The sequence below is a fragment of the Paenibacillus alginolyticus DSM 5050 = NBRC 15375 genome (assembly GCF_000422905.1).
Lineage (GTDB): Bacteria > Bacillota > Bacilli > Paenibacillales > NBRC-103111 > Paenibacillus_E > Paenibacillus_E alginolyticus.
In genome coordinates this window covers 1-12,744 of record NZ_AUGY01000076.1, presented here as the reverse complement: position 1 = coordinate 12,744, position 12,744 = coordinate 1, and the positions used below count along the sequence as shown (strand labels likewise).

12 protein-coding genes are annotated in these 12,744 nt (G+C 49.0%); 2 read left to right on the top strand and 10 right to left on the bottom strand.

All coding sequences use genetic code 11. The annotated features are described in order from the left end of the window. Positions 1–2: 2 nt before the first annotated feature. The gene (locus G519_RS0127925) at positions 3–419 is read right to left on the bottom strand and encodes a BlaI/MecI/CopY family transcriptional regulator (protein ID WP_029197499.1); all 417 of its coding nucleotides are present in this window, start codon (positions 417–419) and stop codon (positions 3–5) included. A 165-nt stretch (positions 420–584) separates the two neighbouring features. Here G519_RS0127925 and G519_RS0127920 point away from each other — a divergent pair, with 165 nt between their 5' ends. Further along, a complete protein-coding gene (locus G519_RS0127920) occupies positions 585–1,355 on the top strand; it encodes a pirin family protein (protein WP_029197498.1) in 771 nt (256 codons plus the stop codon). A 106-nt stretch (positions 1,356–1,461) separates the two neighbouring features. On the opposite strand, the gene G519_RS49345 is transcribed toward G519_RS0127920, so the two are convergent. From G519_RS49345 to G519_RS0127880, 8 genes are all read right to left on the bottom strand, one after another. Beyond that, on the bottom strand, positions 1,462–1,716 hold the full coding sequence (locus tag G519_RS49345) for a hypothetical protein (protein WP_084160375.1): 255 nt from the start codon (positions 1,714–1,716) through the stop codon (positions 1,462–1,464). 59 nt (positions 1,717–1,775) lie between these two features. Next, the gene (locus G519_RS44845; protein WP_036633967.1) at positions 1,776–2,243 is read right to left on the bottom strand and encodes a VanZ family protein; all 468 of its coding nucleotides are present in this window, start codon (positions 2,241–2,243) and stop codon (positions 1,776–1,778) included. Between the two features lie 96 nt (positions 2,244–2,339). Then, positions 2,340–4,844, bottom strand: coding sequence for a trypsin-like peptidase domain-containing protein (locus G519_RS44840; RefSeq protein WP_051253748.1), 2,505 nt, complete (start codon positions 4,842–4,844; stop codon positions 2,340–2,342). A 96-nt stretch (positions 4,845–4,940) separates the two neighbouring features. Continuing rightward, positions 4,941–5,072, bottom strand: a complete 132-nt coding sequence (locus G519_RS50550; protein ID WP_127528301.1) for a formate dehydrogenase accessory sulfurtransferase FdhD — start codon at positions 5,070–5,072, stop codon at positions 4,941–4,943. Positions 5,073–5,081: 9 nt separating this feature from the next. Next, complete coding sequence (locus G519_RS0127900) at positions 5,082–7,436, bottom strand: FdhF/YdeP family oxidoreductase (protein ID WP_029197496.1); 2,355 nt, start codon at positions 7,434–7,436, stop codon at positions 5,082–5,084. A gap of 714 nt (positions 7,437–8,150) precedes the next feature. Then, positions 8,151–8,510 (bottom strand): Na-translocating system protein MpsC family protein, encoded by a 360-nt coding sequence (locus tag G519_RS0127895; RefSeq protein ID WP_029197495.1) that lies wholly within the window; start codon positions 8,508–8,510, stop codon positions 8,151–8,153. 131 nt (positions 8,511–8,641) lie between these two features. Further along, the gene (locus tag G519_RS0127890) at positions 8,642–9,652 is read right to left on the bottom strand and encodes an ABC transporter substrate-binding protein (protein WP_036633964.1); all 1,011 of its coding nucleotides are present in this window, start codon (positions 9,650–9,652) and stop codon (positions 8,642–8,644) included. A gap of 615 nt (positions 9,653–10,267) precedes the next feature. Next, the gene (locus tag G519_RS0127880; protein WP_029197493.1) at positions 10,268–11,101 is read right to left on the bottom strand and encodes a DUF72 domain-containing protein; all 834 of its coding nucleotides are present in this window, start codon (positions 11,099–11,101) and stop codon (positions 10,268–10,270) included. Between the two features lie 177 nt (positions 11,102–11,278). On the opposite strand from G519_RS0127880, the gene G519_RS0127875 reads away from it, so the two are divergent. Then, positions 11,279–12,451: a winged helix DNA-binding domain-containing protein gene (locus G519_RS0127875; RefSeq protein ID WP_244280250.1), complete on the top strand. Its 1,173-nt coding sequence runs from the start codon at positions 11,279–11,281 to the stop codon at positions 12,449–12,451. Between the two features lie 54 nt (positions 12,452–12,505). On the opposite strand, the gene G519_RS0127870 is transcribed toward G519_RS0127875, so the two are convergent. Continuing rightward, a partial coding sequence (locus tag G519_RS0127870) for an IS3 family transposase (protein WP_029197491.1) occupies positions 12,506–12,744 on the bottom strand: 239 nt, incomplete at its 5' end.

Below are 12,744 nucleotides of genomic sequence, written 5' to 3'. Positions count from 1 at the left end.
CGTCATCGATCCTTTTTGATATCTTTAATTTTTTGCTCCAGCTTGTCGAGCAGATCGGGGTCTACTTTATCAAGCGCATCCACCATATGAGTGACGGCCAAAGAACCGAATTCTTCAATAAGGTCAAAAGTAAGCTCTTTGGATTGCGTTTCCATGAACTCATCTCTCGTAACGACGGGCTTGTACTTAAACGATCTGACAACGGATTTCTTTTGCAGAATTCCTTTGGCTACCAAGCGGTTCATAACCGTCATAACGGTATTGAAATTAATGTTTTTGGCTTGATCCAACTTCTGTTGGACATCTTTAATCGTCATTTCAAGGGAGTTGGTCCAGAGAATTTCCATAATCTTTGCTTCTAAGGGGCCGAAAAAGCGGTTAAGTCCGCTTCCTTCATATTTAAAGTTTTGCATTTTCATTAAAGTCACACTCCTTACATTAGAAATTGTAGTTCGGGGTAGATGCGAAGTCAAGATTTACCCCAGTTGGGTAATCGATAAGGCTTTGACAGCCGGATAGAAAAGACTTATAATTACTTACATATAGTAAGTAATTATATATTTTATAGCGAAGGGGCTGTATTTATGAAAATCCAAGTATTTTCAGCTGAGCAACAGGGCGTTGGCGCATTTGACGGAGGCAAATTCCTGGAACAACGAGCCATCAGCTTTCCGGGTGAGAAAACGGCTGTTGACCGCGTCGGTCCCTTATTCTACTGGGCTTGGGGCAAAGCTTCCGAGGTTTCGGAGATCGGAATGCATCCTCATAAAGCGTTCGAAATTGTCACTTATGTCGTCGATGGTCTCGTCGAGCACAAGGATTCCCTGGGTTCCTTGGAAACAGTAACAGATGGCGGTGCGCAAGTCATTCAGGCCGGTTCCGGTGTTTATCACGCAGAGGCGTTCCGCCGAGCAGGCAGCGAAGCGATGCAAATCTGGTTCGAGCCTCACCTGAGTCAGACTGTGAAAAAGCCTGCCACTTACCATCAATATGAGCATGAGAAATTCTCAACCCTCCATAGCGGTGGAGCAACGATGAAAACCGTAATCGGCGGGGATTCCCCCATTAAGCTGGATACGGACGTTAACATGTACGATTGGAGCCTTGAGCCTGGTTCCGAATTCAGCTACACCCTTACGCCAAACCGCCCGCTAGCCTTCCTCGTTATTCGAGGACAAGGAACCAGTAAGACCGCCGCGGGTGAGCTTCAAACATGGTCCCACAAGAACTTTGCGATAATCCAAGCTACCACGGAAGGTGAAATTCTTCAACTGAAGGCGGATAGCAATCAAGGCCTGCGCATCATTGCCATTGAAGTTCCAGAAGATCCCGGCTATGCGTTATATCATAAATAAGCAAGAGGCTGTCCCAAAAGTCATAAAAAATGACTGAGGGGCAGCCTCTCGTTTTTCTAAAACAAAATGAAACCGTTCTTTGGTAAAAGGGAGGAGCCTCTTAATATTATTGGTTACTCTGCAGCCTTGCCTTTTCATCGTTCAGTGATTGGACAGCCTGCTGCACTGCTGGCGAATCCGATTGATCCAATGCTTGATCCAGCGCTCTTTCCGCATGGGCGATTGAATTCTGAGCCTCTTGCGTCGTCTGCGACGTTGGATGAGACATCGCACGAGAAACGGCTGCATGGACATTATCTACTGAGTTTTGAGCTGAGGATATCGGATTCTGTGATTGTAGACTTGAATCTGGCTGAGTCATGGTGATTAAATTCCTCCTCTGGGGTTAATTCGTTACACCCGCTATGTTGAGGCATTTGGTCACATTTTATACCTTCTATTTGATTCTCTCCCCGTTAAGCTTCGTCCAACAGCCGCAAAAAGAACAAAAGATATACTGGCTCCAAGCACATTCAGTATTACATCATCAACATCGAAGCTGCCTACCCGCAGCAGCATTTGCAGTAATTCCAAGCCTAAAAGTGGACATCCAAAGTACAGAAGGAACGGACCATAACGTTTGGCGGAGCGAAATAAATAAGGCAGTAAAAAACCACAAGGAGTGAAAACACCAATGTTGCCAAACAAATTAATGATCCAAGTCCGGGTAGAAAACGAATCAACATGCAGCACATACATACCAATCGTTCGAAAAGGGACCACATTATAAGCAAGTTGACCTGTCGTGTGCATATGCCGCCCGAAGCCTAGAAACATCCAATACAGCAAACAGCTCGTGTATCCTATGAAAAGCAGCCAAATGAGCGGTCGAACAACCTTCATTTTCATGGTTTGTATCCCCTTTTAGAGAAGTCATCCAAGGTTAACACAAGAAACCTCCCTTCAGCCTTGATGACCGATAAGAGGTTTCTCGATTAGCGATCTCTATTTTTTCACACCATCCAAAAATTTGAACGACTCAAAAGCCTTGTTCAGCCGAGCCAGATTGGCTTCGGTGCGAACCGCATCATCCATACGGAGCGTAGCGGTGTAAGAAATATTATTTTTATTGAAAATATAGATCGTTTCCTTGTAAGGAATCTTGGCGCTTGCATAGCTGATCTCATACTTCTTAGCCTTAACACTACCGAATAGCGTGACATCCGCATCGGTAAACGTATAGTCATTATCGTTATCGTGACTCTTCTTCTGAGCGGCATCTTCCTCTTTAACCATCTCTTCGTAAGTGGTTTTGGTTTCTGCATCAACGCTCAAGTGCCCGCCTGTGAAGAGGAATGTCTTATTCACTTGATCTTTGTTATCGTACGACTTGCTGCTGGTCCAGATCTCTGGAATTTGCAGCGCGTATTTGAATTTCTCGTTTCTGTAAGCAACCGTACGACTGGGATCCAAGAGTTCATCCAGATCCTGAATGAAGCCAAGCTCTTGATCCATGCTTTCTTTATCCACTTTGACCGTAGAAGTTAATGTTTTCAGGATATCCTCAAGCGTTGCCTTGTCTTCCTCTTGCGGATAGTTCATATCCAACTCATATTTATACTTATCCTTAATAAAAAAGAGGGAAATGCCAGCGCTCCACTTATTGCCTAATGTACTTGCATAGGTTACTTTCAGAGCAGGCACTCCGGCTAAGGTTATTTCCTCGGGTTCTTTCATACTGCGGTATATGGGCGCATAGGAATCTTCAAGCTGCTTACGCTGACGATCCACCCACGCTCCCAGTGTATCACCGGATGAAGCTGAGGTTACGCTGACATGAAGCGTTTGGGAATAGTCATCATTAAAGAAGGATGAACTGCTCGAATAACCGCCTTGCTGCCAATTGGAGGGCAGATCAAAGGATAAACCATACTCGTTCTTGTAGGTTGTATTGCCGCCAGAGTAAACTGAAATGTCTTTCAGCGACTCATCCTTATCATTAAAGGAAACCTTAAAGCTATCCAGCAGATCGTTGTAGCTATTTTGCTTAAAATTGTTGTTGTAATGCTCTTTCGATACAAATAATTGCACCGTATATAAGCTGCCTTGGTGAAGGTATCCGCGGGTCTGGATATAGCCTTCATCCCCTGAGCGACCGACAATTTTGGCATAGGGATTACCTTCACGCTTCACATACTGACGTTCCAAAATGGTCGAAGAGCCGGAATAACTGTCTTCATCACTCGCCAATCTGTTCAGAAGCGCTGAAGGTGACAGCTCGTCGGATTGATTGCTTTCTACTTTAATCGATAGGGAGAAGTCCCCTTTCGCATCCACGAAACTGACGGAGTCGCCATCATCGGATTGATGACCTTTCACTAAGCCCGCCGGGTATTTCATGGACCATCCGTAGTGGCTGTCGCCGATTTTCGTTTTGCCGCGGTCCGCATCCAAGTAAGAACCCTCAGCGTCCTGCGTGCGTTTCATTTCCTTTTGCTGCGCTTCTCCGAGTGTAACTGACTTCGATTTGGTGGAATTTCCTGATTGAATGGTTATTTCAATCGTTTCACCTGGCAAAAACTTCTTAATCGCCTCATTGTAATCCACCAGCGTCTTCACTTTACTTGTGCCGATCGATACGAATAGATCATCTTGCTGAATGCCAGCTTTGGCTGCTGGTGAATCGGGCTCAACATAGGCAACTCTTAAACCCGTAGAACTTGGTAAACCAACAACCGCTTCCCAGCTTTCTTCCAGCTCCAAACCGAGATAAGGGCGTTTTACTTTGCCGTAAAGCTGAAAATGCTTTAATACATATTTGACAGTATCCACCGGAATCGCGAACCCGAGGTTTTCGACACCGATATCCGCATATTTCATCGTATTAATCCCAATGACTTCACCATTCATGTTGATCAAAGCACCCCCGCTGTTACCAGGGTTAATGGCCGCATCCGTTTGAATAAGCTGATATTGCGAGCTCACGGAACGGTCAAGCCCGCTGACAATCCCAACGGTAACGGAGTTCCTGAGGGCAAAAGAAATCGGAGTCCCGATGGCGGCCACGGTTTCACCCACTTTGATATCGGAGGAAGAAGCGAATTTCGCAGGCGACAAGCCGGTCGCATCGATTTTGACCAAGGCTAAATCGCTCTCCTCATCGATATTTGTTGCACGTCCATTATAAGTGGTACCGTTCGACGTAACGACGACGATATTCTTCATATCTTTGACCACATGCGCATTCGTCACGATGACGCCATTCGATTCCACAATGACTCCCGTTCCATGCGCGAGATTAAAACGGTTCTTGTCTAACGATTTATCCGAATCAGATGAAGGCTTTCCAATAATAGCCACCACAGAAGGCGATGTCTTCTCAATGACCTTCGGAACCTCAGCATTCACTTCGGCTGCATATATGGTTGCAGGTCCCTGCAGAGAGACAAGTAAGAAGGCTGCAAGCAGCACGGTGATCCCTTTTTTCGTAAAAGCATTCCAATTCCCCATTGTTGTGTTTCCTCTCTTAACAAAAGATGGCAATAGCTAGAATCTAGCATAATTAAGATAGAGAAACAATACAAATATTTCCACAAAAAGAGGGCATTATCGACATTCCGCTATGCGTTCGGGGTGCGAATACCCCGATAATTGTTCCATAGGGATGAAGCCAATAACCGTAATACCTTGATCTAGAGCCAACCGAAGTGCCAGATCTGCCGGGGCAGATTTCGACAAAAAATAGCTTCACTCCACTTCTGTCTCCAGTTCTTGAATACGCCGTTCCACATAGCGTGTATCCTTGTGAGCGTGGTAGGTTTCTGCCTTCTCTACAATGACCGCCGTGTTATACTCCGGGATGCCTGCATACTTCTCATACACACCTTTGGGAATCAAAGAGTTTCCTTCGGGCCAATGCACCTCGATGTTGCCTGGTTTTACGTCGGCATGCTTTACCCTTCCGTGCATGCTGCCGTAGCTGTTGTAGATCACGATCGCCTCACCTTCATTCAAAGAAAGAGCGCTAGCGTCGTCGTTATGAATAAGCACATCGTAGCGATCTGCTTCATTGAATGGATCGATGTCGCTGTAGATCATCGAATTGAACTGCTTGCCGCGGCGCGTCGTCACCGCGAAATGCCCTTCCGGCTTCCGCAGCTCCGGAAGCTCAATCGGCAGCAGCGCGCCGCGACCATCCGGCGTCGGACAGACGCCGTCCTCGCACAGCCACGCGCCGCCGTATTGAAACACATCACCGCGCTCACGCAGGTGCTGGATGCCGTTGTAACTCGGCGCGGCTAGAGCGATTTCCGCGCGGATGGCTTCTGCGGTGCCGCAGCCGAGCTGCTCGGCGGCATCCGGTTTCACGCGGCGGGCGAGATCGACGTAGATCGCCCACTCCGCGCGGGCTTCGCCGATCCGAGGGCCGGCGATCTCGGGTGAGAAGTACACCATCCGCTCCGTGGAGGTGGACGTGCCCCCTCCGGGCTGCTCGTAGCGCGTCATCGCGGGCAGCACCACCACAGCCTCCCGCGCGTCAAGCAGCGTGGAGGTGTTCAGGATGATGTCCTGGTGGACACGGACATCGATGCTTGTGAGGGCTTCGCGGACGAATGCCGGGTCCGGCATCGTCTCGAGGAAGTTGCCACCGGATGTGTAGAACATCCGGAGCTTCCGCTCCTGCTCCTCGGGCAGGAGCGCGTTCTCGAGGGTGACACCGACGATGTCACCCTGCCATTTCGGCAGCTCGAACCCCCAGAGCTGCTCGATTCTTGCGCGGTCGGCGGCGCTGGCGATTTCGCCGCCCGGCAGGCTGAAGGGATCGGCGCCCATTTCGCCGGATCCCTGCACGCCGCTGTGGCCGCGGATGGGCATCAGCCCACAATGCTCGCGGCCGAGGAAGCCCCGCAGGAGGGCGAGATTCGCCACCTGCGAGATGTTGTCCGTGCCGAAGCGGTGCTGTGTGAGCCCCATGCTCCACACGAAAACCGCGCTCTTGGCACGCGCCAGCAGCTCCGCGAACTCGCGCATGCGTTCGCGGGTGAGGCCGGACGACTGTTCCAGCGTCGTCCAGTCCTGCTGCGCCACGTGTGCGCGCAGCTGTTCTAGCCCGTTCGTATGCGCCTGCACGAACGCATGATCAATCGCGGAGCCCGGTTCACGCTCCTCCATCTCGAACCACACCTTCATGACGCCGTTCATGAAGCCGATATCCCCGCCGATGTTTACTTGATACACATCGTCGGCCAGCTTCGTCCCGAATAACGCCGATTCAGGAATCGAAGGAATCCAGTACTGCTCCATGGACGGCTCGTAGTACGGGTTAATGACAATGATCTTCGTCCCTTTGCGCTTGGCCGCGTACATATACTTCGTCGAGACCGGCTGGTTATTCGCGGCCACACTGCCCCAGAACACCAGGACGTCCGTGCCGATCCAGTCCTTGTAATTGCACGTCGACGCGCCCACGCCAACGGATCGCTTAAGTGCCGTCTTCGACGGAGAGTGGCAAATTCGCGAGGCGTTGTCGATGTTGTTCGTACCGAGCAACCTTGCCACCTTCGCTGCCACATAGTACGACTCGTTCGTAATCCCTCGAGCCGTCAAGTAAAAAGCCATCTGCTTCGGGTCAATCGTACGCATCTTTCCTGCAATCGTGTCCAACGCCTCATCCCATGTGGCTCGACTGAATTTCCGCTCCCCATGGCGCCGGATGAGCGGATAAGGGATACGCCCGAGCTGTCTGAGCTCGGTGCTGCTCATGCGGCTCAGCTCATCGATGTCCGCATGCAGCAGCTCCTCGCGAATCGCCGGCATCGTGTTCAAACGCAGCACATTCAGCCGCGTTGTACAGAGATGCGGCCCCGCCAGCGTTTGGTCGTAAAGCCCTGATACGCCTAGCGCGCAGCCATCGCACACCCCTTGCGTCAAAATGCGATACGCATAGGGCAGATTATCGCGATTCTGCCAGGCGATTTTTGCCGTTTCGCGAATATGCTGCGGCTTTATCTTCCCGAGCCCGAATGGCACCTTGCTTACCCATAGCTTCGGATCTGGCTTAGCGGGCAGCTTGATTGGCCCCGTATGCTTCGTTTTCCCCATTTAAACAACGCTCCTTTGGTTCTATATTTATATCTCTTTCAATCTTTTTGCTTTTGCTTTTGCTTTTGCTCTTGCTCTACTCTTCCTTTTGCTTTTTCTCTTACTCTTGCCCAGTGTAATTTCCCATCTTCATACCTGCGAACAACTCTCCAATAACGCTTTCCCACACCCCACTCTAGCCGCTATCCCATTGGCTCAGATCCGCTAGTTACTTCCCCAACTTCCAGCTCGCACAGCATCCTTTCACTATCGCTTCCCCCTACTCCGTACACTCAATAGCTGCCCCAATCACCCCAGCAAACAAAAAACCACCGCAAAACAATACCCAGACCTCCTCTCATCAGAGGAAGTCTCAAGTCTTGTCTTACAGTGGTTAGTCTCCGGCAGGTTCGCTACCAAGTGCCAAGCACCTTTACCTATGTATATGCTGCTATTTGAGCTGTTATTTACGGAAATTCTCTTACTTAATGACTTCCATTTAAACCGCAGCTGCATAAAGTGCAGCAAATTGTTCTTAACATCCTAGATTTAATGAATTTGATGCATTTCCTACAGCTAATCTGACCCGATTCAGGAAAAAACGTCAAAAACAGCTAATTTTACTGCACAATTTGCAGTTTTTTCTGATATCACCGCTATTCAACCGAAAATAGATGCACTTTTACATCATCTCATTGCGGAAGCCAGGTTCGGGTCATCGGGTTGCCATCATCTCTACCTACAAAATTTCTTTTCCAAATCCTGATCAAAAACGAACACCGACATCCCCTCATCCAGCTCAATATCGATATCGACGAACAGCTTAACGAACTTCGCGCCAAGCAGCTCCTCCATCTCAACAGGGGGGTGTTCTTTATAAATCTTTTTCACCATTTCCGTGCGAGCCGTGCGGAGCATTTGTCTGCCATCACCGGTTTTCGCTATAAACTTTTCTACTGGAGAGAGGTTTCCTGCCATTTCGCATATCGCCCAGCATTTACAGAAGGTCGTCATCACGCGCTCCGGCCCCTTGCCCATATGCTTTTTGCGATAAGCCTTCACTAGGTTACTAAATTCGGCCTCCATTCGGTTCATCGGCCAGCCACCTTTATATGTACTGCTTCAATCATAGCAAGAAAGCGTATACCTGACAACCGAGTCGCTAGACTCATCTATGAGAAACACTACTCCACTTCCTAGTTATAAGTAATTCTGCTTTAAGCGAATTATTTTTTCAGAAAATATTTCTCCAAGTCATCCAGCAATAAATTAGCCGCTTTAATTCCGCCTGCCGTATTCCAAACCGCATCACTTACTTTATACACCTTGCCTTGTTTCACGACATCGAGGTTTTTCCAAAGCGGATCATTCGTCCATTCTTGCTCAATTTTATTCGCTTCGCCCTTTTCGTTATCCCATGTGAAGTAGAACAGAATGTCCCCGTTCATATCCGGAATACGTTCTTTCGTCAGATCATCTGCGAATTTATCTTGATTCTGCGAAGCAGGACGCTGGAAGCCCAGTTTATTGAGAATAACCCCTGAGAAGGTATCCTTCATATAGATACGAACTTTACCCGGCATAAAACGAACAATCGATACCTTCGTCTTTAGCTTATCACCTGCTTTCGCTTTGAAATCTGTGATGCGTTTCTCGAAATCTCCAATGATTTTATCGCCCTCAGCTTTCTTGTTCAAAGCTTCCGCATACAGCTTGAAGTTGATCTGCCAATCGCCAGATAATCTTTCCGAAAATACAGTAGGAGCAATCGCTGACAGCTGCTCATATACTTTTTCCTGACGCACCTTATTTCCGATGATTAAATCAGGCTTTAGGGAAGCGATCATTTCTAAATTCGGTTGGTTTTCGTCCCCAACTACTTTCACGCCTTCCATATCCGTTTTGATATGATCATACCAATCTCCTAATGTAAAAGACTTCACCGCACCAACAGGCTTAATCCCCATCGAGAGTACGGCTTCCGTACCTTCATTTGTTAACACGACAACCTTGTGGGGAGTGCCTTTTATCTTTGTCTCGCCCATGGCATGTTTAACGGTATACTCTTCCGACTGAACAGGTTGGCTTTCTTTCTTCGTATTCGTGGTAGCTGCAGCATTTAACTTCGAAGTATCCGTTTGTTGTCCGCAAGCAGCTAGGATCAGCGTGATTATCGTGATAAGAACAAGCAGCTTACCTCCATATGTACGATTTGCAGCAGAAAAATGGCTATGCATAAATAGTTATCTCCCCTTTAAAATGTTATGAGAATGATTATCATTATCTTTTATCATCCTAAATTACTTTACTAACTAATGTCAATATCTCTACAGGCTAATGCCCCTCTTTATGAGAAAACCTCTATCGAAGCCATTCAAAGATGAGCGACCGCGTTTAAAGCGGAGAGACTTTGGTCTACGACCAAAGATCCCTATAGCGGAGAGACTTTAGTCTATGACCAAAGATCCCTATAGCGGAGAGACTTTGGTCTACGACCAAAGATCCCTATATTAGGTTTTATCGCCAATAAGAAAGCGGTTTTCGGGTACCGAAAACTTATACTTTCTTGTGTGAAAAAAAAGACCAACCTTCATTTGAAGGCTGGCACTTTAGCATTCCATTTCGTTGTCAATAACTCAATCGTTATCCTCTTCATCCCATTTACGGGAGTACGCTTTCTTCGTTACCCAGAATGTCAAACCCACGATGATCAAAAGGGCGATAACACCTAAGATGACGGCACCAACCATTGTCTAACTCTCCTCTTTTGCTTATATTCAGCCCGATTCATTATAACCCTTACTATAGCCCGAAAATCTTGCAACACGCAAATGAACAACCCTATGTGATTGCTAAAACAAATCCAACTGCCGTGGTCCCAGCCCTTCATATTCCAAACCGAGCAGCCCCATCAATTCCTTGGCATTCCCTGCGGCATGTCCACCTGAATTGTTATTGAAGATCACGCATACCTCTTGTGTTTGCTTCTGCAACTCTAGCAGCCACGTCTTCCACTCCAGCAGCTCCTGCTGATTGTAATGGTATAAGTACCGCACGTCGCGCCAGTTCGCCTCATTGTTTTGCACCCAACCGCCAACATTACGGCCGTGGAATCGAACCATCGTCATCTCGGGATGTGTAGCCTCCAGCACTGTCGGCACCGAACCAATCCCGGCCTGCGGTTCATCACAGATGCTGTGCATCCAACCCTCTCGCCGCATAAAGGTGAGCGTCTTGTCGCGCATTTCCTCCGTAAACCAGCTCTGATGGCGGAATTCCAGCGCTACGGGCACATTACCCATCTTCTCTTTGGCATCACGCAGCACATCCACATTCGTCTTACTGCAATCAAACCATGGCGGGTACTGAAACAGAACAGCTTTAAGCTTCCCCGCTTCTTGAACAGGTCGGATCGACTGTAGGAACACCTCAAACATTTGCTCCATCCCACCGGCAAAAGGGTTCTCTCCCCGCAGATGACCCGTCATTCCTTGGTATGCCTTAATAATGAAACCAAAGCGTTCTGGCGTCTCTTGGTTCCATTTTATATAATTGCGTTCCGGTTGGATCGCGTAAAAAGAAGTATCCACTTCCACAATCGGAAAATGTGCGCCATACTCCCGCAGCTTCCCTTTGCTGCCGCCTAACTCATGGTCGCCCCAGCCGGCTAGACCGATGTTGATCATGCCCTTCACCTCTCGGATATTCGTTCGTTAATCCCATTCTAGCGTGCTGATACCAACGGAAACAACTTGTCTGGCTTTAAAACGTACATTCCTCCTTGACATTACGTTGTCAGCAAGTTCTTATATAATGGAATTTATATAGCAAATGATCGTTCAAATCATAGGAGGCATGTGCACATGTCGTTAATAAATTCTTCGAACGAGGGCTGCTCTAAAAAGGACATTGCTAAACCCTACATGACCGGCTGTACCAGCCCCATCCTCAGTCAGCGCGCCTTAAACCGAGCATTACTAGCTCGGCAATTACTCCTGGAGCGCTCGAACAAGCATGTCCTACAGGCTGCCCGGCACCTCGTCGGGCTGCAGGCGCAAGCTCCTAACCCACCGTATGTGGCGTTGTGGACTAGACTGCAGAACTTTCGCCATGAGGAGCTGTCTCGGCTCATCATGGACAGAAGCATCGTGCGCATCGCTCTCATGCGCTCGACGATTCACCTCGTCACGGCCGAAGACTGCCTGACGCTGCGTCCTGTCCTGCAGTCCGTGCAGGACCGCGCCTTAAAGGGCACGTTCGGCAAGAAGCTTGCCGAACTGAATCTAGACGCGCTCGCCGCCGCCGGGCGAGCGCTGTTAGAGGCGCAGCCGCTCACCTTCAGTGAGCTCGGCAAGCGCCTCCAAGCCCAGTGGCCGCAAAGCGATGCCACTGCTCTCTCTCAAGCGGTGCGCTGCAGCCTGCCGCTTGTCCAGGTGCCGCCCCGCGGCATCTGGGGCGCCAGCGGACAGGCCGCCCATACCACAGCGGAGGCTTGGCTCGGCCGCCCGCTGGCACCAGGGCAAGACCCCGAAGCCATGCTGCTGCGCTACTTGGCGGCATTCGGACCTGCATCCGTCAAGGATATGCAGGTCTGGTCCGGGCTTACTCGGCTGCGCGAGGTGGTCGAGAGGCTGCGCCCCAGCCTGCTCTCCTTTCGCGACGAGCAAGAAAATGAGCTGTTCGACCTGCCGGACGCTCCTCGGCCGGACCCTGCAACCCCAGCTCCGCCACGTTTCCTATCGGAGTTCGACAGTATGCTCTTGTCCTACGACAATCGCATCCGCATCATGCGCGATGAAGATAAGCATCTGGTGTTCACGGACAATGGCATCATCCGGGCCACGCTGATTGTCGATGGTTTTGTTCGCGGCATTTGGTCCATCATCCAGAAACGCAAATCGGCTATTTTGACCATCAACTTATTCGAGCCCTTATCCCAAGTTGATCAAGATGAGGTTGCTGAGGAAGCGGAACACCTGTTTGATTTCATCGCCCCCGATACCAGTACGCGAGATATTCTCTTTATGAATCAATAAAAAACCCGAGGCCAGCCCTGGTCTTACCCCTGTCAAGTAGACAGATGAAAAAAGCTATGCTGCTAGCGCGCACCGATATTCAATCGGGGCGCGCTTTTTAAGTTTGGTTTGAAACCGTTGGTAGTTATAAAAATAAATATAATCTTCCACCGCTTGATGAATTTCAGTTCCTGATTTACACTGTTTGAGATACAACTTCTCTGACTTGAGATGCGAAAAAAAGGATTCGATGCATGCGTTATCCAGGCAGGTTGCTTTGCGAGAGTGGCTGCCTTTAACGCCGAATGCTTCTA